The sequence below is a fragment of the Pararhizobium arenae genome, from assembly GCF_001931685.1.
Classification (GTDB): domain Bacteria; phylum Pseudomonadota; class Alphaproteobacteria; order Rhizobiales; family Rhizobiaceae; genus Pararhizobium; species Pararhizobium arenae.
Genome location: NZ_MOOY01000002.1, coordinates 268,110 through 290,739, shown reverse-complemented (window position 1 = coordinate 290,739; position 22,630 = coordinate 268,110). Strand labels below are relative to the sequence as shown.

Here is a 22,630-nt window from a genome sequence, read left to right as displayed (position 1 = left end):
ATTCGGTCGACCGCGAGATCAGGAATTTTCTCAATTGGCTGATTGCAACGCAGGAAAGCGATTTCTGTTTCATCACCAATACGGTAGCCTGACGCCATGACCCAGCCGACGACCGACGACTTCTTCAGCACGCTTCCCGTTTTCACCGATTTCGAAGGTGTGGCCGACAGCACAAATTACCGCCCGCTGCCGCAAGACTGGTCGCTGGCGACAGCCGATATCGTTGATTCCACCGGGGCAATCGAGGCGGGCCGCTACAAGGCCGTGAACATGGCAGGTGCCAGCGTCATCTCCGCCATCCTCAATGCAGTGGGCCAGCACGACCTGCCTTTCGTTTTCGGCGGGGACGGCGCGCTGGTGGCGGTTCCCCCGGCCTCGGTCGGCCTTGCCCATGACGCTCTCGCCGCCGTGCAGAACTGGGTCCGGGAAGAACTCGGACTGACGTTACGCGCCGCTCTCGTGCCTGTGGTCGATATTCACGATGCCGGGCTCGACGTGCGTGTCGCCCGGTTTCAGGTGAGCCCCGGCGCGTCCTACGCCATGTTTTCCGGCGGTGGCGCGAGCTGGGCGGAAGCCCGAATGAAAGAAGGTCTCTACGCCGTGAAGCCCGCGCTTGCAGGTGCCAGGCCCGATCTCAGCGGCCTTTCCTGCCGCTGGAACCCGATCCAGTCGCGTCACGGAGAAATCGTCTCGATCATCGCCCTCCCCGGCCCGGCGGCAACCACCGGGAGCTTTACTGCTCTGGTCAGCGACATCGTGGCGATTGCCGGCGGCGAGGAGCGCGGGGGGCATCCCGTTGGGGAAGACGGACCGGAACTCGGTCTTTCGTCCGCCGGGGTAGATGCGGAAGCGCGTGCCCGTGGACCGAAGAAGGGAAGATGGCGGCAGAAGGTCTTTGTCGTCGCGCAGTATCTGCTGACCGTGACGCTGTTTCGCTTGAACCGCAAGCTTGGAAGCTTCGATGCCGCCCAGTACCGCCGCGACGTTGGCCGCAATTCCGATTTCCGCAAATTCGATGACGGCCTGAAAATGACGATCGATATCGATGCGAACCGGCGATCACGCATCGAGGCGCGGCTTGAGCAGGCCGCCATCGTCGGCATCTGCCGTTATGGCCTGCACCGGCAGGATTCCGCTCTCATGACCTGCATCGTGCCGTCACCGCTTTCAAACGATCACATGCACTTCATCGATGGCGCGGCGGGCGGCTACGCGGTGGCGGCCAGCCGCATGAAGAAACTCGGCCCCGGCCAGACCACCGCCGCCGTCACGCCTTGACGATACTGTCTCCCGCGATGTCCCGGCGGGAAAACACGTTGCGGGTATCGACGATCAGCGGCGACCATTGCGCAAGACCGGTGTAATCGACATCATCGTGATCGGTCGAGATCAGCACCGCATCGAAAGCCCGAACGGTCTCGGCATCGAGCAGCACCGATCGCCGTCCCTTGAGGGCAAGATATTCGCGGGTCTTCGGAATCTCCGGCACGAACGGATCGTGGTAGGATGCGCTCCCTCCGCGTTCCTCGATCAGTTCGATCAGTTTCAGCGACGGGCTTTCGCGGATATCCGGCACGTTTTTCTTGTAGGCAAGGCCGATGACGAGAATTTTCGAGCGGCTGAGCGCCTTGCCGCATTTGATATCCAGCGCTTCGGCAAGACGGCTCACCACATGGCGCGGCATCGACGAGTTGATCTCGCCGGCAAGCTCGATGAACCGGGTCGGCAGCTCGTATTCGCGCGATTTCCAGGTGAGATAGAACGGGTCGATGGGGATGCAGTGCCCGCCGAGCCCCGGCCCGGGATAGAATGGCATGTAGCCGAAGGGCTTGGTCTTGGCCGCATCGATCACTTCCCAGATATCGATGCCCATCGCCTCGTAGACGACCTTCAGCTCATTGACGAGCGCGATGTTGACCGCGCGAAAAATGTTCTCGGTCAGCTTCACAGCCTCGGCGGTCGCGGTCGAGGATACTGGAACCACCTTTTCGACCGCCGCCGCGTAAAAAGCGATGACCAGTTCGGAGGCGTCCGCACCATCGCCCGCAACGACCTTCGGAATGCTCGACGTCTTGAAGTCGCGGTTACCGGGATCCTCCCGCTCCGGCGAAAAGCCGAGGAAGAAATCCCGCCCGGAAACAAGTCCGGTACGTTCGAGAATAGGCCGGACCACCTCGTTCGTGGTCCCCGGATAGGTGGTGGATTCGAGCACGATCAATTGTCCGGCCCTCAGCGTCGCGGCAATGGCCTCGCACGTCTTGACGATGAAGGAGAGGTCGGGGTCGCGATGGCGCGTCAGTGGCGTGGGCACGCAGATGACGATGATATCGCAATCCGCAAGCTTGCCGAAATCCGTGGTTGCCCGGAAGCGGCCAGCCGCCGTTTCCGCGGCCAGAACCTCGTCCGAAACGGCCTCGATATAGGAGCGGCCAGCCTCGATCGCGATCATCTTCGCCGGATCGATATCAAACCCGGTCACCGGAAAACCGCTTCTGGCAACGGTCATGGCCAAGGGAAGACCGACATATCCGAGACCGATAACGCCGATGTGGGAGGTCCGCGTTTCGATGCTCGACAGCAATGCCCGGGACGCTGGGGCGGGCTCGTGGAGAGGAGTGGTCAAGGGCGTGCTCGCGGTCTGGTTTCGGCGGGAGGCCTCGCTTTGGAGGCGTTTTGGATGGTCGTCAGTTGATGATTATTTCTGCGGGTGTCAAGCAGCCATGCCCCGGGCGAGAGCGCGAGAATCGGCAAGATATGCCACGCATACGAAACACCGCTACCTGAAATTCTATATATGAAACATAACCTTAAATGATAATCTCTCGCAGAGGACATGCTTTGATCAAAATGTGATTGATCGGTTCTGGCATTCGCGCAAAGCATGCTTATATCGGGTACGGTACCGCTTGCACCCGGCCGCCCCGTCCAGGCGTCTGCACATGCCATATTCTTTTTAGCGTGAGAAAGACGACTGAAGCGATGACGATCCATCACAGCCGCGTTTCCTCCCATTTGCTCGATCGCGTCTCCGGCTGGCTGAAACAGACCGCGCTCAACGGTGACAGCCTCGAAACCATCGTCACCGGTTTTTGCGAGCGGCTTGCAGCAGCCGGCCTGCCGCTTAGCCGCATCCACCTCAGCTTCTCGATGCTGCACCCGCTCTACGACGCCCTCGGTTTCACCTGGCTGCGCGGCCAGGGCATGACGGTGGAGGGCTACCGGGCCGACGAGGACGACGACGATGCCAACCGCTTCCTGAAAAGCCCCTATTACTACCTGCTCAGCAACAATCTCGACCATCTCCGCCGCCAGATCACCCCGCTGACGCCGAACGAGTTCCCGATCTTCGAAGAATTGAAGGCTATGGGAACGACCGATTATATCGCCTTCGTGCAGTCCTTCGGCGAGGCATCCGGTCAGGGCATGATCGGCTCCTGGGCGACCGATGCGCCCGGCGGTTTTGGAGACGACGTGATCGACGCGCTGCTGCGCGTTCAAAACAGCCTTGCTGTCGCCGCCAAGATGGCGGTTCTCGGCAAGCTCGCCGACAACATGCTGACCACCTATCTCGGTGCCAACTCTGGCAAACGGGTGCTCTCCGGTCAGGTTCGACGCGGCGACGGGGAAACCATCCGGGCGGCGCTGGTCATGGCGGACATGCGCCAATCGACCATGCTTGCGGAAAAGGAAGGCCGGCAGGTCTACATCGACACGCTCAACGAGTTTTTCGATGCGATCGCCACGCCGTTCAACGGCGAAGGTGGCGAAATCCTGAGCTTTCTCGGCGATGGCTTCCTCGCCGTTTACCCTTGCGGCCGCCACAGGGAGCCCTCGCAGGTCGCCGTCCACTCTGCGATGACGGCGGTGCGTCAGGCAACCGCCCGCATGGAGCAGCTCAACACGACCCGACGGAAGAAGGGTCTCAGCGAAATTCGCTATGGCATCGGCCTGCATGTCGGCAACGTGATGTTCGGAAATGTCGGGCTGAAGGACCGACTGACCTTCTCGGCCTTCGGATCTGCCGTCAACGAAGTGCAAAGGCTTCAGACGCTGACGAAAAAATTCAACAGCCCCATTGTCGCCAGCCAGTCCTTCGCGGGATACAGCGGTGGCGAATGGGAAACGCTCGGCGATGAGAAGCTGCGCGGCGTACGCCAGAAGGTCACGCTTCTGAAACCCAGCGATGCACATCTTCAGCTTGACTACGCCGAGACCATGCAGAGCAAGGCGCTCGAAACCCGCTCGGAAGCCGAGCAGGTCATGCTTCTTTATCGCAACAACCGCAAGCCGCAGACACGCGACCTGTGGAACAAGCTGCTGCAATAGCGGCGCAAGATGCACCATCTGCAAGCCAAGTCTGAGTAATTTCACGACTTTACGGCCTTCGGCTTGCGCTGCCCAATTTCATCTCACGGTCATGGACAGGCCCATGACCGTGCGCTAATCTCGTTCCAGACAAGGCTAAAAAAGCCGGAACCGCCAGCGTCGTCTGGTGGTTATAGAGATGGAACGGAGAAATTTCAGGGATGGATACGGGCGCGGATCTGCTGCGGATCGAGGATCTGAGCATCTCGTTTGCCATGATGGGCGGACAGATCGATGCCGTTCGCAAGGCAAGCCTTCGCGTACTTCCTGGAAAAGTGACTGCGCTTGTCGGTGAAAGCGGTTCCGGAAAATCGGTGATCAGCCAGGCGGTCATGGGCATTCTGCCGAAGACCGCCTCGGCCAGCGGGCAAATCCTGTTCTGCGATCCGAAACTGTCGACAGGCCCGGTCGACATCCTGAAAATGGACCCGGACGGCCCTCAGCTTCGCGCCTTGCGCGGCAATCGCATGGGGAAAATTTTCCAGGAGCCGATGACCTCGCTGTCGCCCCTGCACACGATCGGCAACCAGATTCAGGAATCCCTCAAGATCCATATGGACCTGACGGCCAAAGAACGTCGCCAGCGCAGCGAGGAAATGCTGGGCCTCGTCGGCTTCTCCAAGCCGTCACGCGCCTTCGATATGTATCCCTTCGAGCTTTCCGGCGGTATGCGCCAGCGCGCGATGATCGCCATGGCGCTGGTCTGTCAGCCCTCGCTGCTGATCGCCGATGAGCCCACCACCGCCCTCGACGTCACCATTCAGGCACAGATTCTGAAGCTGCTGCGCGATCTTCAATCGCAACTCAACATGGCAATGCTTTTGATCACCCACGATCTCGGCGTCGTCGCCAATATGGCCGACGAGGTGGTTGTGATCTATCACGGCGAGATCATGGAAGCCGGGCCGATCGAGGCCATCTTCCGCAAGCCGTCCCACCCTTATCTGAAGGGCCTGATGGCTGCCGTTCCGCATTTCGACATGAAGCCCGGCGAGCGCCTGAAGGCGCTGCGTGAAGTGCCTGTCGATGCCGGCAGCCTGCTTGGCCGCAAGCCCGCCGCCATAGCCAAAGCGGATGAGGCGAAGGCGCCGATCCACCTTCAGTCGGACGTACTCCTCTCGGTACGCGACATTTCCAAGACCTTCACAACACGAAAATCCAGCTGGTTTTCAAAAGCCGACAATCAGCCGTACAAGGCTGTCGATGGCGTAAGTTTCGACATTCGCCGCGGCGAATGCCTGGGCCTTGTCGGCGAAAGTGGCTGCGGAAAAACCACCGTCAGCAAGATCCTGATGCGTGCGGTCACGCCCGACACGGGCTCCGTGATGCTCGCCAGTTCTGATGGGCCGATCGATGTGCTCGCCGCCCGGGGTGACGGGCTTAAGAACCTGCGCACCAAGATGCAGATGGTGTTCCAGGACCCGGTCTCGTCGCTCTCTCCCCGCATGACCGTGCAAAACATTCTGGCAGAGCCGCTGGAGATCCACGACCGCGGCACCGGCAAGTCGCGGACGGAAACGGTCAAGACACTCCTGAAAGCCATTGGCCTCGACCAGCGCCATATCAACCGGTATCCGCACAGCTTCTCCGGCGGTCAGCGCCAGCGCATCGGCATTGCCCGCGCCCTGGCGCTCGGCCCGGAACTGTTGATCTGCGACGAGCCCGTCTCGGCACTCGATGTTTCCGTACAGGCGCAGATCCTCAATCTGCTGAAGGATCTGCAGTCTGAGTTGGGGCTGACCTACCTGTTCATCTCCCACAATCTCGCCGTCGTGGACTACATGGCTGATCGCATCGCCGTCATGTGCGCCGGTCGGATTGTCGAGATCGCCCCGCGCGAAATCCTAATGCGGGCGCCGGTCCATCCTTATACACGCTCGCTGCTGGCGGCCGTCCCCTTCCCCGATCTCGACAGGCCGCTCGATTTCGAAACGTTGAACACCGGCGGCGCCTCGGACATGCGCAACTGGAACGCCGCTTTCCGTGGCGACGAGGCGGAGGCTTCGCTTTCCGCAGCCGACCTGGGCGAAGGCCACTTCGTTCTGGCCAATCGAAATGCCGATGTCAGGGAGCTCAGACCATGATCACCAGACGCACGGCGCTCGGCCTGCTCGCCTCCGCCCTGCTTCCCGGTACGCTTCGCGCGGGGGTGGTCGAGCCGGAATTCCTCAGGCCCTATCTGCGGGCACAGCGTATGCCGGCGCTGAACGAGCGGGTGCCGGTGCATCCCCGCTTCATCAATCTCTCGGCCATGGGCCGCAAGCCCGGTCGCTACGGCGGCACCGTGCGCATGATCATCGGCAGCCAGAAAGACATCCGGCTGATGACGATGTACGGCTACGCCCGTCTCGTCGGTTACGACCAGAATTTCGAGCTGCAGCCGGACATCCTCGAAAGCTTCGATGTGCAGGAAGGCCGCATCTTCACCTTCAAGCTTCGCGAGGGGCATAAGTGGTCTGATGGCGCCAATTTCACGGCGGAAGATTTCCGGTATTGCTGGGAGGACGTGGTCCTCAACAAGGATTTGCGCAAGGGCGGCCTTCCCACATACTTCCTGGCCGATGGCAAGCCACCGATCTTCGAGGTCCTTGATCCGCTGACCGTGCGTTACACCTGGGAAACGCCCAATCCGGACTTCCTGCCCAATCTGGCCGCCGCCTCGCCGGCAACGCTCTTCCTGCCGTTCCACTATATGTGGAAATTCCACCGCAAGTATCAGGACGATTTCCGGCTTTCCGCTCTCATGAAAGAGCAGCGTGTGAAAAAATGGGCCGATCTCCACATCAAGATGTCGCGCACTTACCGTCCGGAAAACCCGGAATTGCCGACGCTCGACCCGTGGCGCAACACCACAACCCCGCCGGCCGATCAGTTCGTTTTCGAGCGCAATCCCTACTTCCACCGCGTCGATGAAAACGGCTTGCAGCTTCCCTATGTCGATCGCTTCGTGCTGAACGTCAGCTCCTCCAGCATCATCGCCGCCAAGACCGGCGCTGGCGAGACCGACCTGCAGGCCAACGGCGTCGATTTTGTCGATTACAGCTTCCTCAAAGAGGCCGAGAAGCGTTATCCGGTCAAGGTCAATCTCTGGAAGCGCACGCAGGGCTCGCGCGTTGCGCTCCTGCCCAATCTGAATATCGGCGATTCAGTCTGGCGCAAATTCTTCATCGACGTTCGGTTCCGCCGGGCGCTGTCGCTCGCGATAAACCGGCATGAAGTCAACATGGTCGCCTTTTACGGGCTGGGCCGGGAAGCGGCGGATTCGCCGCTGCCGGAAAGCCCGTTGTTCAAGGAGGAATATGCCCACGCCTGGGCCGATTTTGATCCCGACAAGGCCAATGCGCTGCTCGACGAGATCGGCCTCGACAAGCGCGACGACGATGGCATGCGGCTTCTGCCGGATGGCCGCGTCGCCCAGATCGTCATCGAGACCGCGGGGGAAAGCACGCTCGAAACCGACGTGCTCGAACTCGTGACAGACCACTGGCGCGCGATCGGCATTCCGCTGTTCATCAAGACCTCCCAACGCGAGGTCCTGTTCAACCGCGCGCTCGGCGGCGAAATCATGATGTCGATCTGGACCGGGCTGGAAAACGGCATTCCAACCGCCGAGATGAACCCCGGCCAGCTCGCCCCGACGATGGATTCCCAACTGCAATGGCCGGCCTGGGGATTGAACTTCCTCTCCGGCGACACGATGGCCAGCAAGCCGGATATCGAGGAGGTGCGCCAGCTCTCGGCGCTGCTTGCGGAATGGGGCCATGCCTCAACCGATGAGGACAAGACGCGCATCTGGCACGAGATGCTCTCGATCTATACCGAGAACGTCTTTTCCATCGGCATCGTCAACGGCACGCTTCAGCCGCTCCTGCATTCGGCCCGCCTTCAGAACGTGCCGACGGAAGGGCTCTATGGCTTCGAACCCACCTCCTATCTCGGCGTCTACATGCCGGATACCTTCTGGTACAGCGACGAGGTAAGCTGAATATGCTGCGTTACATTCTGTGGCGTATCGCTGCGATGGTCCCGACACTCCTGATCATCTCGGCGCTGGTCTTCACGATCATCGAGCTGCCCCCCGGCGACTACTTCGAAAGCTACATTGCCGAACTGCGCGCCCAGGGCGAAAGCGTCGATACGGCCGAAATCCAGGAATTGCGCGAACAGTACGGCTTCGACAGACCGCCGATCGAGCGTTATTTCTACTGGCTCGGCGGCATGCTGCACGGCGACTTCGGATATTCCTTCGAATACCAGCTGCCGGTGAGCGAGGTTATCGGCGACCGCATGTGGCTGACGATCATGGTATCCTTCGTCACTATTCTGTTCACCTGGATCATCGCCTTCCCGATCGGCATCTACTCGGCGACGCACCAGTACAGCTGGGGCGACTATGGGCTGACCTTCGCAGGCCTTCTCGGGCTTGCCATCCCCAATTTCATGTTCGCGCTGATCCTGATGTATTTCGCCAATATCTGGTTCGGCACCTCGATCGGCCACCTGATGGACCAGAAATATCTCGGCGAGCCGATGAGCTGGGACAAGTTCAAGTCGATCCTGGAGCATCTGTGGATCCCCGTCATCATTATCGGCACGGCCGGCACCGCGGGCATGATCCGCCGGTTGCGCGCCAACCTGCTCGACGAATTGCAGAAGCAGTATGTCGTGACCGCCCGCGCCAAGGGACTTCACCCGTTCAAGACATTGACCAAATATCCGCTGCGCATGTCGCTCAATTTCTTCATCTCGGATATCGGCTCTATCCTGCCGGCCATCATTTCCGGCGCTGAAATCACCGCGATCGTGCTGTCGCTCGAAACCACCGGCCCGATGCTGATCAAGGCATTGCAGAGCCAGGATATGTATCTCGCCGGATCGTTCCTCATGTTTCTCGCCTTCCTGACTGTCATCGGCGTTCTCATTTCCGATATTGCGCTCGCCCTCCTCGATCCGCGTATCCGGCTGCAGGGTGGGAGCACCAAGTGACATCCATGCTTCCGAAATCCGGCGCTCCGCTGGAGCATTACGTCTCGACTGCGCCTTTCGACCCCATGTCCGTGGAGGCGATGAGCGACGCCCAGCAGAAGGTCAACCAGGCTTCACAACTCCGCCTGATGTGGTGGAAGTTCAAGCGCCACAAGATGGCGCTGGTCTCGCTGGTGTTTCTGGCCGCGCTCTATTTCATGATCACGATCGTCGAGTTCCTGGCGCCCTACAACCTGCACACCCGCAACGTCGATTACATCCATGCGCCGCCGCAGCGCGTACACCTTTTCGACAAGGGCGAGTTCGTCGGCCCCTTCGTCTATGGGCGTTCGATGACGCTCGACATGGATACCCTGCGCCGTATCTACACCGAAGACACGGGGAAGGTTGAGAAACTGCGGTTCTTCTGCAGCGGCGACCGGTACAAGTTCTGGGGCCTCGTCGATGGCAGCTTCCATCTGGTCTGCCCGGCCGAAGGCGGCGAGCTTTTCCTGCTCGGCAGCGACCGGCTCGGCCGCGATGTGCTGTCGCGCATCCTCTACGGCGCCCGCATCTCGCTCACCATCGGCCTTCTCGGCGTGACCATGAGCTTTGTGCTCGGCATAGTCATCGGCGGCATCGCCGGCTATCGCGGCGGCACCTTCGACCTGATAACCCAGCGTGTCATAGAGGTGTTGCAATCCATCCCCAGCATACCGCTCTGGATGGCGCTCGCCGCCATCATGCCCGTCACATGGAGCCCGATCCTGATCTATATCGGCATCACGGTCATTCTCGGCATGCTGGACTGGACTGGACTTGCGCGCGCGGTCCGCTCCAAGCTTCTGGCCCTGCGCGAAGAGGATTATGTGCTGGCCGCGCAGCTGATGGGTGCCAAGGGCAGCCGTGTCATCGGACGACACCTGATCCCCGGCTTCATGTCGCACCTGATCGCCACGGCCACCATGTCGATCCCCGGCATGATCCTTGGGGAAACCGCGCTGAGCTTTCTCGGCCTCGGCCTCCGGCCTCCGATGACCAGCTGGGGCATCCTGCTGACGGAAGCCCGCAGCGTCAGCGTCATCGCGTTTTATCCTTGGCTGCTGTTCCCGACGATCCCGGTAATCCTGGTGATCCTTGCGTTCAATTTTCTGGGAGACGGCTTGAGAGACGCCGCCGACCCCTATAAGTGAGTGCTATGCTGATGCAGACACATCCAAAAGGCGAACGCTTGTTTCGGACACGGTGGAGTAGCCATTCATGACGCGCCGGATCGAAGATGCGCGCATTCTCATGTACAGCCACGATACTTTTGGCCTTGGCCATCTGAGGCGGTGCCGGACGATTGCGCACTCGCTGGTCGAGGATTATCGCGGGCTGCAGGTGCTGATCATTTCCGGCGCCACCATTGCCGGCGCCTTTGACTACCGCGCGCGCGTCGATTTCGTGAAGATTCCGAGCGTCATCAAGCTGCGCAACGGCGAATACACGTCCATGGACCGGCATATCGACCTTCAGGAGACCCTGAAGATGCGCAAGTCGATCATCCGCCATACAGCCGAGACCTTCCAGCCCGACGTCTTCATCGTCGATAAGGAGCCGATGGGCCTGCGCGGCGAAGTGGAAGAGACCCTTGCCTACCTCAAGGCCCAGGGAACGAACCTCGTTCTGGGCTTGCGCGAGGTGATGGACGCGCCGCATCTGCTCGAGGAAGAGTGGAAGCGCAATGACGTGATGACCAAGATCGGTCGCTTCTACGACTCGATCTGGGTCTACGGCCCGCCGGATTTCTACGATCCGCTGGTCGGCCTGAACGTCCCTGCGCAGGTGCGCGCCAAGATGGACTTTGTCGGCTTCCTGCAGCGCAGCGTCTCCAAAGACGCCGAATCCGAGCATAAGCAGAAAGAAGACTATATCCTGATCACCACAGGCGGCGGCGGCGATGGTTCCGATCTCATCCACAATGTCATCGATGCCTACCAGGAAGACGAGACGCTGACCCAGCGGGCGCTGATCGTGCTTGGCCCCTACATGCCGGCCAAACAACGTCACCGCCTTTTGGAAAAGGGTTCGAAAATCCCGTATGTCGAGGTCATCGAGTTCGACAACCGCATGGAAGAACTGATCGCCGGCGCTCAGGCCGTCGTCGGCATGGGCGGGTACAACACCTATTGCGAAATCCTGTCTTTCGACAAACCCGCGCTCATCGTGCCGCGTGTCGCCCCGCGCGAGGAACAGCTGATCCGCGCCCGCCGCGCCAGTGAACTCGGCCTGATCGACATGCTGCTTCCCGAAGAAGCGGCCAACCCGATGCGAATGGCCGAAGCCCTCAAGAACCTGCCAAGCCGTCCCGCGCCATCGCAGAGCGCCAAGCACATGACGCTCGACGGCCTCGGCAACATATCGCAGATCGTTGGGGAGTGGCTCGGCCGTCGCGGCCAGGAGCATCTGACGGTCGTGAAGGGATAATTTTCAGATTATGCGTCCCCGCAAGATCATCGTGGTCCTCAAGGGCTATCCGCGCCTGTCAGAAACTTTCATCGCACAGGAATTGCTGGGACTGGAAAAAGCCGGTTTCGACCTGACGCTCGTGTCGATGCGCCGGCCGACGGATGCCAAGCGCCATCCGATCCATGATGAAATCCGCGCTCCGGTGATGTACCTGCCGGAGTACCTGCACGAGGAGCCTATCCGCGTTCTTAAAGGACTTGTCGCTTCATGGCGCAAGCCGGGTTTCAGGCCCGCCTTCTCCGCCTTCCTCAAGGATCTTCGCCGCGACATCAGCCGCAACCGCGTCCGCCGGTTTGGCCAGGCGGTTGTGCTGGCCGCCGAATGGCCGACGGGAGGCGAATGGCTGCATGCCCACTTCATCCATACGCCTGCCTCGGTGACCGCCTATGCCAGCATCATCAACGGCGTGCCGTGGACCTGCTCCGCCCATGCCAAGGATATCTGGACCTCGCCGGCCTGGGAGCTGGAGAGCAAGCTTGCCAGCAACCGATGGACCGTGACCTGCACCCATACGGGATTTGATCATCTGCGCTCGCTTTCGACGGACAAGCAGAATGTGCATCTGAGCTATCACGGTCTCGATCTTGCCCGTTTCGATCACTTCGCGGGGGAACGTCCGACGTTAGACGGCAGCGACCCAAACCGCCCCGTGACCATTCTCAGTGTCGGCCGCGCCGTGAAGAAGAAGGGCTACGATGTGCTCCTGCGCGCCTTCGCGCTGCTGCCGAAGGACCTCAACTGGCGCTTCGAGCATATCGGCGCCGGCGAGCAGCAGAAATCTCTGAAGGCGCTGGCCGAGCAACTCGGAATTTCGCAGAACATAGAGTGGCGCGGTGCCCTTGCCCAGGAGGACGTGCTGGAACGCTACCGCAGGTCCGATATTTTCGCGCTCGCCTGCCGTATCGCGGCCGATGGCGATCGCGATGGCCTGCCGAACGTTCTGGTCGAGGCGTCGAGCCAGCGGCTGGTCTGCGTCTCCACAGACGTTTCGGGCGTTCCCGAGCTTCTGACGGACGGCGAAAACGGTTTCGTCGTGCCGCCCGAAGACCCCACGGCGCTCGCGGCGGCGCTGGAGGAGGCCATCCGCAATCCCGATCTGCGTCGCCGGTTGGGGGATGCCGCGGAGGCAAAGGTTCGCAGCGAGTTCGATCACCATACGAGCATCAGGCAGCTGAAAAGCTTGTTCGAAAACGAATGGAAGGCCGCCTGATGACATCGCGCCGTCCCGGCCCCGGCCGCATCCTCTTTTACGTCCAGCATCTTCTGGGCATAGGCCATATCGCCCGCGCCAGCCGCATCGCGCTGGCCCTCGTCGAGGCGGGCCTCGATGTGACGGTCGTTTCCGGCGGCACGCCGGTCAAGGGTTTTCCCGCACCGGGCATTCGCCACATCGCGCTGCCGGCCGTCGTTTCGGGCATCGGATTTTCGGGGCTGGCGGATATCCACGGCAATCCTGTTGACGATGCCTTCCGGGACGACCGCACGAACAAGCTTCTCGCAGCCTATCGGGATATGGAACCCGATGTTGTGATCATCGAAGCCTTTCCCTTCGGCCGTCGCCAGGTTCGCTTCGAACTCCTGCCGTTGCTCAATGCGATAGAAGCTTCCAATCCAAGGCCGCTTCTGTTTTCATCGCTGCGCGATATCCTTCAGGAGCGCACCAAGCCTGGCCGCGACGAAGAGACCGTGGCGCTGGTCCAAAACCATTTTGACCGAATCCTCGTCCATGGCGATCCGACCTTCGCACGGCTTGAAGACACCTTCCGGCTGGCGGCGGATGTTCTCGACAAGGTGGTCTATACCGGCCTCGTCGCGGCGCCCCCGCCCTCGCCGCCCTCCGAAAAATATGACGTCATCGTGTCCGCCGGCGGTGGTGCTGTCGGCAATGCGCTGATCCGTGCCGCCCTCGGTGCGGCGAAGGCGATCGGCGGCGAAGCGCCTTGGGCGCTGATCACCGGCCCCAACCTACCGCAGCCGGATTTCGAAGCCATCACCGCTGATGCCCCTGCCCATGTCAGCGTGTTCCGTTTCCGTCAGGATTTCGCGAGCCTGCTGGGCGGCGCACGACTTTCCGTCTCGCAGGCCGGCTACAACACCGTCTGCGATATCCTGCGCGCCCGCTGCCGCGCCCTGTTTGTCCCCTTCATCGCAGGCGGCGAAACGGAGCAAACGGTGCGCGCCGAACGCCTGCAGAAACTCGGCTTGGCATCCGTTCTGACGGAAACCGAGCTTTCGGAAGCCACGATGACGGATGCTATCTCCCGGGCGCTTTCGGCGCCGGATGTTCCGCCATTGCGGCTTGATCTCGATGGCGCGCGCAAGACCGCACGTATGATCGCTGATTTTCTGAAAGAGCGCGGCATCGACGGAATGGGCGCTGCGATATGATTGCCACAGCAACCAGGAAGCTCGTCTTCCGAAGAGCCTAAAGCGGGTGGCCTTCGTCATTTCGCTGTTGTAATCTGTGCGCTTAAAGCGTGGGGGGATACAGCAGATGTTCACGAGTGCCGCCTTCGTTTCGCCATCTCATGTCACGCACGATATAAAAGCTCCGGGCCTCGCGCTTCGCCCTGTTTGCAAGGGCTCCGTCTGCGCTCATCATTCGGTTCTGTAAGCCATCCATGGAAAAACGTCTCTCCCGCTACATCTGGAAGCATACCCGGGCCCAGCAGCTCTGGATTCTGTTCGTCGTCGCCATTTCGATGATTCCTTACTTCCTGTCTTTCGATCTGCCCAAGCAGATCGTCAACGGACCGATCCAGGGTGATGGTTTCGATCAGCCCGGCGCGCGCCAGACCTTCATGAACATCAATCTCGATCTGCCCTGGATCGGCAATGTCGAGCTGTTCTCCGGCCTTGAACTGACGCGTATGCAGATGCTGTTCGCGCTCAGCCTCGTCTTCCTGGGGCTGGTTATCATCAACGGCCTCTTCAAGTTCTATATCAACACCTACAAGGGCCGCCTTGGCGAGCGCCTGCTGCGCCGCATTCGTTTCGAACTCGTCGACCGCATCCTGCGTTTCCCGCCCCAGCAGTTCAAACGCATGAAGGGGGCCGAAGTCTCCAGCATGGTGAAGGACGAGGTCGAACCGCTCGGCGGTTTCACCGGCGATGCCTTCGTCTCGCCGGCGCTGCTCGGCGGCCAGGCGCTGACGGCCCTGTTCTTCATCTTCATGCAGAATATGTGGCTGGGCTGGATTGCCGCCTTCATGGTCGGCGTGCAGGCTGTGATCATCCCGCGCATGCGACGTCGCCTCCTCGTGCTCGGCCGCGAGCGCCAGCTGACCGCGCGCGAACTCGCCGGCCGCGTCAGCGAAATCGTCGAAGGCATCGGCACGATACATGCCTATGACACTTCGAACTACGAACGCGCCGATATCGCCTCACGCCTCGGTCGCATCTTCAAGATCCGCTACGACCTCTACCAGTGGAAGTTTCTGGTCAAATTCATCAATAACTTCCTCGCCCAGCTCACGCCCTTCCTGTTCTACTGCATCGGGGGCTATCTGGCGCTTCAGGGCCAGCTCGACATCGGTCAGCTGATCGCCGTCATCAGTGCCTACAAGGATTTGCCCGGCCCGCTGAAGGACCTGATCGACTGGGATCAGACCCGTCAGGACGTTCAGGTGAAATATGTGCAGGTGGTGGAGCAGTTCAGCGCCGAGAAGATCATCGATCCGAAGGTCCAGGCCCTTGCCACGAAGGACACCGGTCCGATGCCGGCACCGCTCGCCGCCGTCAATCTGACGCTGGCCGATGACAGCGGTGCCCGTCTGCTCGAGCGCGTGTCCGTGCAGATCCAGCCAGGCGAGACCGTTGCCATCATCGGAGGCGCGGGTTCGGGCGGCGATGTGCTTGCCGAAGCTTTCGCACGTTTGATATGGCCGGAAACCGGCAAGATCACCGTCGGCGGAGAAGATATTCTCGAACTGCCGGAATCGGTCGTCGGCCGCGGCATCTCCTACGTATCGTCGGATGCCTATTTCTTCTACGGCACGCTCGGCGACAACCTTCTTTACGGCCTCAAGCACGCCCCGCTCGGCGAACGGGACTACAAGGGCGCAGAAGGCACGCAGCGCAAATGGGATGTGAACGAGGCAAGGCTCGCCGGCAATCCCGACTACGATACGAAGGCCGACTGGATCGACTATCGCGCCGCGTCCGCGACTGGCCGTGACGACCTTTTCCCGAGCCTGCTTGAAGTGCTCGACACGGTGCAGCTGTCCAAAGATATCCTCGATCTAGCGCTGCGCACGGTCATACAGCCGGAGGCCTATCCCGTTCTTGCAACCGGCATTGTCGAGATGCGTCATGCGCTTCGCGACGAACTGGAAGATGCCGGCCTCAGCGGCCTCGTGGTCCCTTTCGAGCCCGGCGCCTACAACGTCGAGGCCACGGTGGGCGAGAACCTGCTCTTCGGCACGATCGTCGATCCGAACCTGATGGGTAAGGCCATTGCCCGCAACGAATATTTCCGTTCCGTCGTGGGCGGCAGCGGGCTCGACCGCATCCTCTTCGACATGGGCTACAGCATCGCCGAGAACGCGGTTGAACTCTTCTCCGACCTGCCGCCGGATCACCCGTTCTTTCAGCAGCTCACCTTTATGACGGCCGATGATATCCCGACCTATCAGGCGATCCTGCAGAAGCTGAAAGGTCGCGGCTTCGACGAGGCGAACTCGGACGAACGCTCGGCGATCATCCGGCTCAGCTTCGCCTATGTCGAGCCCCGGCACCGCTTCGGTCTGCTGACCAACGAACTGATGGCCAAGATCGTTGATGTCCGCCGCCAGTTCTATGACGGGCTGCCGAAGGAGATGGAGGGATCGATCGAGCGCTACGATCCGGAACGCTATATGGCGTCGTCCAATCTCCTGGACAACGTTCTCTTCGGCCGCATCAGCCAGAAGCATGCCGACGGCTCCAAGCGCATCCGCTCGATCGTCAGCTCGCTTCTCAACACCATGGGCCTGCTGGACGACGTGATGCATATCGGCGCGGACTTCAATGTCGGCGCCGGCGGCAAGCGTCTGACGGCTGTCCAGCGGCAGAAGCTCAATCTTGCCCGCGCTCTGGTGCGACGCTCGGATTATTACATCTTCAACAAGCCCCTGCCCGGCCTCGATCATCGCCTGCAGGACGAGATCGTGCGCGATGCCATGAAGCTGCTGCGCAGGGATGGCCGTAAGCCGGCCCTGATCTGGGTGCTGTCGAACACGTCTCTGACCAGCCTTTTCGACCGGGTTCTCGTGTTCGATCGCGGTCTTCTGGTGGAAGATGGCGCGCCTGAAGCCCTGAAGGAAAAGAACGGGGTGTTCAAGGAGCTTGTGTCATCATAGTGTAAGAAAAAAAGGCCATGCGTGCGGCCTCACGCAGGCGTAAAATGGCGGTTCACCGAAAAGAAAAATCCGGGAACCGACAGGCGCAAACGGGGAATAGGTAAACTGAAATGCTGTTGAAAGACGAAGTCCAGATGTTGCGGAGAGTTCCGCTTTTCGCCGGTGTCGAGCCCGGAAAGCTGAAGTTGCTCGCCTTTACCTCGGATCGTGTTAGCTACGATCCCGGCGAAGCCATCTTCCAACAGGGCGATACCGGCGATGCCGCCTATGTGGTGCTGGCCGGAAAGGCGGATATCATTGTCGAATCCTCGACGGGTCCGATCAAGATCGCCGAGGTCGAAACCAACTCGATCGTGGGCGAGATCGCCATTCTCTGCGACGTGTCGCGTACCGCGACCGTGAAGACCACGACGGCACTGGAAGCCCTGCGCATCCGCAAGGATCACTTCCTCAAGCTGCTGACGGATTTCCCCGAAATCACCATCGAGATCATGCGCGTGCTGGCCGATCGCCTCAGCCACACGACCAGCGAACTCACGGAAGCCCGCAGCCGCGCCCGCAAGGCCGACTGACCCTACGCATCTTTATTTTCGTCGATCCGAGACCGCGCCGCTGGTGCGGTCGATAGAAAACCTGTCGGATGGCAGGCCCGATCTGTAGCGCTCGAACATTGAAAACAGCCGGGCGATCTTCCACTGGGCGCTGCGTTTCTCCCAGGACGTCGCGCCATACAGCGCACTGATACGCCCGTAGATTTCCATCGTCTCGGGCGCGATCCACGGCAGGGCCAGTTCGCTTGCCATGCGCAGCCGATACCAGTCCCGCAGGAAATCGAGCGCGGTCATGCCGCGATCACGGCAGGCGTCCGCGAGCGCCTGAACGTCGCTGTCCAGGTTTCGCCTGTCTGTACGCTCAACCGCACCCGCTATCTCGCGCAGCCCCACCGTATGCGCGACCTGCGAAAGCAGGGTGATATCCGCAAGGCTCGTCGTACGCAGCATCTCCGCAAGCGGCCTTGGCCATTCCCTCTTCAGATGGCGGCGGCCAACGAGATGTCCAAGATGCGCATGAAGGAAAGTGCCATAGGACCGTGCGTCCCTCAGCGCGGCAACCTGCAGACCTGAGGCTGCGACTTCCCGGTCGTAAAACCGGCCGAGATCGGGATCGAGCGGCATATCGCCGATCTGCCGCGTCTCTATCTCGAAACGGTCCTCGAAAACGCTCAGCGCCTTGTAAGCGCAGGGAAAGGCCACCAATGCCGGAACGGCGATGTTGACGAGATAACGCCCGCCCTCATTTTTCACCCGCGCGGTATCGTTGACATGCAGATGCCCGCTGAAATGCAGGTTTACACCGGCCTTCATCAGCTTTTCGGCCACTGCGGGCGTGGGGATACGTCCGACCATCGGCGTTTCGCCCAAAAGGTGCCGTTCATCCGTAGCTGTTCCATCTAGGGGGTCGAGTACCGGATAGTGCGAAAATGCCAGCAGACATTTGCCCTCCTGCTGGGCTCTTCGGGACACGTCAGCCAGCCACTCGAACACGAAAGCCTTGTGGCGGAGCATGCCGTTCCAGCCTGCGCCGGTGCTGTCGGCAAAGTCCCCCGGCGCGCCGGGCGCAATACCATCGACAGGCGCAAACACATTGGCATCGATCATCGCCAGCCAGATACCGTCCGTCGGCTCCACGAGATAGGAGGCATCCATCAGCCGGCGCGAAATCGTGCCATCGGGGGAATACACGTCGTAGCACCGTGCCTCAACGGCCGCATCGCTGCCAAACGGCGTCTCCCAATAAAGCTCGTCGCCCCGCGGGAAAAAGCCGAAGGCCGCCATTTCGCTCAGGCCGTCGGGATAGCCGGGACAGGACATCGCCTCGCTGACGGCAATCTCGAACGCCGATGGATCTCTTGTGGCGGGATCGCTGGTCGCAAGACTGTAACGGCCGTTTTCGGACAGGAACTTCTTTGTCCGGTGCCGCCCCGTTGCAGCAAAAATATCGTGGTTGCCGACAGTCGCATAAAACCGCAGCCCTAGCCTCGCTTCATAGTCTTCCAGAAGGCGCCGTACGTTGCGTAAGGTCTCCCGCTGCCCGTCGTCGGAGTAATCGCCAAGCAGGACGACGTCACGAATGCCCTCAGCAGCAATATCATCGAGCGCGTGCTTCAGTGCAGCGTAGCTCTCGTTGAAGACGCGCGTGGATTTGACCGTATCCGACAGCAATCGGACACTCATCCGTCGCCCATCACTACCAGGAACACCCTTAATCCCATAGTCGCCGTAAAGATCGTGGAAATGTGCGTCTGCTAAGATGGCAAGACGAGGAGTGGCATGGACTGTCTGGGAAGGCGGCATACGGCGGCTTTTCCGTCATTGATTTTGTGGCGGATTCTTTTCCCGTGGTCTGTGCCATATATGGAAAGAAAAAGCGAATTTCAGTCTCGCTTAACCTTGGGGGTTTGGATAACATGGCGGAAATGAGGCCGGAGCGAAGGGAACCCGCTCGGGGATGACGACGAGACTTCGCAAGAGAAGTTGCAGCCGGGTTGCGCAAGCGACCGTGACTGGGGCGAAAGAGTGAACGAAAACGTATTTCGGGTACGGTTCTGGGGCGTGCGTGGCAGCCTGCCCGTATCGGGGGCCGAGTTCCAGCAATATGGCGGCAACACGATCTGCATTGAAATGCAGGTGGGGCAGCACCGCCTGCTTTTCGACGCAGGCTCGGGCCTGATGCCCGCCGGGCAGACGCTCCGGCAGGAAGGCGTCAACGATTTCAATCTCTTTTTCAGCCATTGCCACTACGACCACATCATCGGCCTGCCTTATTTCTCCGCTCTTTTTGATCCGCATGCGACCGTTACGCTCTGGTCGGGGCACATGGCCGGCCGCATGTCCACGCGCCAGATCATCGGCGAATTCATGCGCCCGCCTTGGTTTCCTGTGGAGCCGGATATCTGTCGGGCCTCGCTCAACGCCCGGGATTTTCGCGCTGGCGACGTTCTTGAGCCCTATGCCGATGTGTCGATCAAGACGGGCAAGCTTTTCCATCCGGGCGGCGCAATCGGCTACCGTGTCGAATGGGGTGGTCGCGCCGTCGCGATGATCACCGATACAGAACATCATCCGGGAACGCTTGACCCGATTGTCCTCGAGCTTATCGAGAATTGCGATCTCTTCATCTATGACTGCACCTACACCGATGACGAGATGGCACGCCATGTCGGGTATGGGCATTCGTCCTGGCAGCAGGCGGTCCGGCTTGCAAAGTCAGCAAACGCCAAGCGCATCGCCTGCATCCATCATTCGCCGCTGCGCACCGACAGCGCCCTGAATGCGATCGATATGGCTGCCAAGGCCCAGTTTCCTGGCACGTTCGTCGCAAGGGACGGTCAGATCATAGACGTTTGAGTTAGCTCGGCATGAGTTCGGTGATGGAAACCCAGCGGCAGCCGGGATGCCCTGCCGTCGCCTCGAACAGCACCTCCATAAAAGACCAGACTGTCTCGTCGTGCACCAGATGATGCGTCAGAAGTCCCATCGCGCCACCGTGCTCCGACATCACGGCCAGCCGTGCAACGATTTCCTCCACCAATGCGTCCGCGTCGCGCCCCCCGCGCGTGCCATGCCAGTCCATCACGTCGATGTGGGTGTTTATCAGCGGTATTGCGGCCTGCTTTTCACGCCCGTAGACGGAAAGCGCCTTGAAGCCGAGACCGGATAACCGCGGCACGAGAGCCGCATCGATCCGGTTCCATGGCGGCACCAGCAACGGCACAAAACGCTGTCCATGCAGATCGCTCAACAACCGGAAACCACGGGACAGCTCCTCCAGAACCACATCCGCCGGACGATGCGCTCCAAGTTCCTGCTTCTTGTCGTCAGGCGTCGCGTGATTGGTGTGCGACCATCCATGAACGGCAACAGAAACGCCGGCTTCGCCCGCCAGCCGGTCGGCAAGCTGGGCGTCCGTGCCAGCCGGAATAACCGCCAGCGTATTGGGTACGGCATGTCGCGTGGTTACATTGAAGAAGCGATCAAGCGCAGCCGTCGGCTTCACCGCATCATCGTCCCGTAGCCAGAAGGACGCGGTTTTCCCCGTTTCCGCCAAGCGATCAAGCGCTTGCAGCAGGGGACGAAAAACGGAACTGACCATCAGCGCCCTCTCCCCACATAGGTCGCGAAAATCTGCGCCAACGTTTGCGAAGCGCGGCCGATGGATCGCTCATTGCTCACGAAATCGCGCGCTGCGGCGGCCATTTCCTGCCTTAACGCGCCGTCCCGAAGCAGCCGGGCAATCGCCGCCGCATAGGCTTCGATGTCGCCGGCAGGTGTCAGCAAGCCGGTCTTTGCCTGCTCGACCACCTCGGGCACACCCGCAGTGGACTGGGCTACGATCGGAAGGCCGGCAGCCTGCGCTTCCAGATAGGCCAGTCCGTAAGCCTCTCCGCAGCCGGGCCACACATACAGAGCGGATCGAGAAAGCAGGAATGCAATCTCCTCAGGCTTGCGCTCTCCCAGCCATTCGACACGGCTCGCAGGAAGCGTCGAAAAAGCCGCCTTGACCTCGAAAGCCGCGTCGCCGTCCCCTATGACGGATAGACGCCACGGCAGATCCTCAAGCCGTGACAGGGCGCCGGCGAGCATCCGGAAACTGTCAAGCTTGTCACCGGGCCGCATCATCGCAACACAGACAAGCCGCCCGGCTTCAGGCTTCGGAGCTTCGGCAAGAAAAGAAGTCGCATCGATAAAGGGAAGCAGCCTTGCAAAGCGAGCCTGCGGCAAAGCAGCTTCGAGACCGATGCGGTCGCGTTCGGTCATGCAGATATTGACCGCGGCTTGCTCCAACCCGGCCAGCAGGTGCGCCTGTGACGACGCCCAACCGCTTTTGTCCCGTCGCGGCGCATAGGAGGCCTCGGCCGTGATATAGGCCAAGCCCGCGACGCGGGCCAGATGGGGGCCGATCAGGTCAGGCGCCTTGTAATAGGGATGGTATGTAAACCAGACATCGGGCTTGCCGTCCCTCGCCCATGCCTTCCTCAAGCGGTCGATCTCGGCCTGCGCCGCAGCATCGTCATCGAGTTTGCGGGGCTCCTTCGAGAAGGTCCGAAGTTCCGACGCTACGTCCACCTCATGGCCTGCCATTTCGAGAGCCGCCATCAACAGCCGTGCCATCAGCCTGTCACCGGAGGGAACAGGATGACGCGGAGACTTAAGCGGCGCATAAAAGGCGATCTTCATGGCACGACGTCTAGCGCATAAACGGTGCATGCGGAATCGATTTCATCGGATACGGGTGCTTCCTCCAGACGCCCGTTGGTTGCATGCATCATCGAGTAAAAGCCCTGAAAAAACGATCGGTTGTACTTTTGCCTCTTGGAGTGAGGCGCCAGTCTGTGCATTGATATCGCGGGGGGCCATCATCGTTTAGCGATGTCTGTTTGTTGCAGGGGG

16 protein-coding genes are annotated in these 22,630 nt (G+C 60.7%); 12 read left to right on the top strand and 4 right to left on the bottom strand.

Translation table 11 applies throughout. The features are described from left to right. Window positions 1-96 precede the first annotated feature (96 nt). Window positions 97-1,278 carry a DUF3095 domain-containing protein gene (locus BLX89_RS04735; protein ID WP_075289499.1) on the top strand — a complete coding sequence of 394 codons (1,182 nt, stop codon included), beginning with the start codon at window positions 97-99 and terminating at the stop codon, window positions 1,276-1,278. Here the strand turns inward: BLX89_RS04735 and BLX89_RS04730 are convergent. Continuing rightward, on the bottom strand, window positions 1,268-2,623 hold the full coding sequence (locus BLX89_RS04730; protein WP_075289498.1) for a nucleotide sugar dehydrogenase: 1,356 nt from the start codon (window positions 2,621-2,623) through the stop codon (window positions 1,268-1,270). The genes BLX89_RS04735 and BLX89_RS04730 overlap by 11 nt on opposite strands. A gap of 356 nt (window positions 2,624-2,979) precedes the next feature. On the opposite strand from BLX89_RS04730, the gene BLX89_RS04725 reads away from it, so the two are divergent. The 10 genes from BLX89_RS04725 to BLX89_RS04680 all read left to right on the top strand — a co-directional run bounded on the left by BLX89_RS04725 (window position 2,980) and on the right by BLX89_RS04680 (window position 17,752). Then, window positions 2,980-4,326 carry an adenylate/guanylate cyclase domain-containing protein gene (locus BLX89_RS04725; protein WP_075289497.1) on the top strand — a complete coding sequence of 449 codons (1,347 nt, stop codon included), beginning with the start codon at window positions 2,980-2,982 and terminating at the stop codon, window positions 4,324-4,326. Window positions 4,327-4,526: 200 nt separating this feature from the next. Beyond that, window positions 4,527-6,449 (top strand): ABC transporter ATP-binding protein, encoded by a 1,923-nt coding sequence (locus BLX89_RS04720; RefSeq protein ID WP_075289496.1) that lies wholly within the window; start codon window positions 4,527-4,529, stop codon window positions 6,447-6,449. Next, window positions 6,446-8,350 (top strand): ABC transporter substrate-binding protein, encoded by a 1,905-nt coding sequence (locus tag BLX89_RS04715; protein WP_075289495.1) that lies wholly within the window; start codon window positions 6,446-6,448, stop codon window positions 8,348-8,350. Before BLX89_RS04720 ends, BLX89_RS04715 begins: the two co-directional genes overlap by 4 nt. Before the next feature lie 2 nt (window positions 8,351-8,352). After that, window positions 8,353-9,351 carry an ABC transporter permease gene (locus BLX89_RS04710; protein ID WP_075289494.1) on the top strand — a complete coding sequence of 333 codons (999 nt, stop codon included), beginning with the start codon at window positions 8,353-8,355 and terminating at the stop codon, window positions 9,349-9,351. Window positions 9,352-9,356: 5 nt separating this feature from the next. Continuing rightward, entirely contained in the window at window positions 9,357-10,523 is a 1,167-nt protein-coding gene (locus BLX89_RS04705) for an ABC transporter permease (RefSeq protein WP_075289834.1), read from the top strand. A gap of 67 nt (window positions 10,524-10,590) precedes the next feature. Next, window positions 10,591-11,799, top strand: a complete 1,209-nt coding sequence (locus tag BLX89_RS04700) for a glycosyltransferase family protein (protein WP_075289493.1) — start codon at window positions 10,591-10,593, stop codon at window positions 11,797-11,799. 10 nt (window positions 11,800-11,809) lie between these two features. Next, window positions 11,810-13,051 carry a glycosyltransferase family 4 protein gene (locus tag BLX89_RS04695; protein WP_075289492.1) on the top strand — a complete coding sequence of 414 codons (1,242 nt, stop codon included), beginning with the start codon at window positions 11,810-11,812 and terminating at the stop codon, window positions 13,049-13,051. After that, window positions 13,051-14,229 (top strand): glycosyltransferase family protein, encoded by a 1,179-nt coding sequence (locus BLX89_RS04690; protein ID WP_075289833.1) that lies wholly within the window; start codon window positions 13,051-13,053, stop codon window positions 14,227-14,229. The genes BLX89_RS04695 and BLX89_RS04690 overlap by 1 nt, the downstream gene beginning before the upstream one ends. A gap of 233 nt (window positions 14,230-14,462) precedes the next feature. Beyond that, window positions 14,463-17,180: an ABC transporter transmembrane domain-containing protein gene (locus tag BLX89_RS04685; protein WP_075289491.1), complete on the top strand. Its 2,718-nt coding sequence runs from the start codon at window positions 14,463-14,465 to the stop codon at window positions 17,178-17,180. Window positions 17,181-17,290: 110 nt separating this feature from the next. Then, window positions 17,291-17,752 (top strand): cyclic nucleotide-binding domain-containing protein, encoded by a 462-nt coding sequence (locus BLX89_RS04680; protein ID WP_075289490.1) that lies wholly within the window; start codon window positions 17,291-17,293, stop codon window positions 17,750-17,752. A 12-nt stretch (window positions 17,753-17,764) separates the two neighbouring features. Here BLX89_RS04680 and BLX89_RS04675 read toward each other — a convergent pair whose 3' ends face one another. Next, on the bottom strand, window positions 17,765-19,534 hold the full coding sequence (locus BLX89_RS04675; protein WP_075289489.1) for a metallophosphoesterase family protein: 1,770 nt from the start codon (window positions 19,532-19,534) through the stop codon (window positions 17,765-17,767). A gap of 222 nt (window positions 19,535-19,756) precedes the next feature. On the opposite strand from BLX89_RS04675, the gene BLX89_RS04670 reads away from it, so the two are divergent. Continuing rightward, the gene (locus BLX89_RS04670; RefSeq protein ID WP_075289488.1) at window positions 19,757-20,587 is read left to right on the top strand and encodes an MBL fold metallo-hydrolase; all 831 of its coding nucleotides are present in this window, start codon (window positions 19,757-19,759) and stop codon (window positions 20,585-20,587) included. A 1-nt stretch (window position 20,588) separates the two neighbouring features. Here the strand turns inward: BLX89_RS04670 and BLX89_RS04665 are convergent, their stop codons facing one another. Together BLX89_RS04665 and BLX89_RS04660 are read right to left on the bottom strand one after the other, a co-directional pair. Next, entirely contained in the window at window positions 20,589-21,332 is a 744-nt protein-coding gene (locus BLX89_RS04665; RefSeq protein WP_075289487.1) for a polysaccharide deacetylase family protein, read from the bottom strand. Continuing rightward, window positions 21,332-22,417 carry a glycosyltransferase family 4 protein gene (locus BLX89_RS04660; RefSeq protein ID WP_075289486.1) on the bottom strand — a complete coding sequence of 362 codons (1,086 nt, stop codon included), beginning with the start codon at window positions 22,415-22,417 and terminating at the stop codon, window positions 21,332-21,334. Before BLX89_RS04660 ends, BLX89_RS04665 begins: the two co-directional genes overlap by 1 nt. Window positions 22,418-22,630 lie beyond the last annotated feature (213 nt).

What these genes read in the sequence shown, in the direction of transcription:
- BLX89_RS04665 (WP_075289487.1), bottom strand. Translation starts at nt 21,332, where the DNA reads ATGGTCAGTTCCGTTTTTCGTCCCCTGCTGCAAGCGCTTGATCGCTTG.
- BLX89_RS04675 (WP_075289489.1), bottom strand. Translation starts at nt 19,534, where the DNA reads ATGCCGCCTTCCCAGACAGTCCATGCCACTCCTCGTCTTGCCATCTTA.
- BLX89_RS04705 (WP_075289834.1), top strand. Translation starts at nt 9,357, where the DNA reads ATGCTTCCGAAATCCGGCGCTCCGCTGGAGCATTACGTCTCGACTGCG.
- BLX89_RS04710 (WP_075289494.1), top strand. Translation starts at nt 8,353, where the DNA reads ATGCTGCGTTACATTCTGTGGCGTATCGCTGCGATGGTCCCGACACTC.
- BLX89_RS04715 (WP_075289495.1), top strand. Translation starts at nt 6,446, where the DNA reads ATGATCACCAGACGCACGGCGCTCGGCCTGCTCGCCTCCGCCCTGCTT.
- BLX89_RS04660 (WP_075289486.1), bottom strand. Translation starts at nt 22,417, where the DNA reads ATGAAGATCGCCTTTTATGCGCCGCTTAAGTCTCCGCGTCATCCTGTT.
- BLX89_RS04725 (WP_075289497.1), top strand. Translation starts at nt 2,980, where the DNA reads ATGACGATCCATCACAGCCGCGTTTCCTCCCATTTGCTCGATCGCGTC.
- BLX89_RS04685 (WP_075289491.1), top strand. Translation starts at nt 14,463, where the DNA reads ATGGAAAAACGTCTCTCCCGCTACATCTGGAAGCATACCCGGGCCCAG.
- BLX89_RS04720 (WP_075289496.1), top strand. Translation starts at nt 4,527, where the DNA reads ATGGATACGGGCGCGGATCTGCTGCGGATCGAGGATCTGAGCATCTCG.
- BLX89_RS04700 (WP_075289493.1), top strand. Translation starts at nt 10,591, where the DNA reads ATGACGCGCCGGATCGAAGATGCGCGCATTCTCATGTACAGCCACGAT.
- BLX89_RS04690 (WP_075289833.1), top strand. Translation starts at nt 13,051, where the DNA reads ATGACATCGCGCCGTCCCGGCCCCGGCCGCATCCTCTTTTACGTCCAG.
- BLX89_RS04735 (WP_075289499.1), top strand. Translation starts at nt 97, where the DNA reads ATGACCCAGCCGACGACCGACGACTTCTTCAGCACGCTTCCCGTTTTC.
- BLX89_RS04695 (WP_075289492.1), top strand. Translation starts at nt 11,810, where the DNA reads ATGCGTCCCCGCAAGATCATCGTGGTCCTCAAGGGCTATCCGCGCCTG.
- BLX89_RS04680 (WP_075289490.1), top strand. Translation starts at nt 17,291, where the DNA reads ATGCTGTTGAAAGACGAAGTCCAGATGTTGCGGAGAGTTCCGCTTTTC.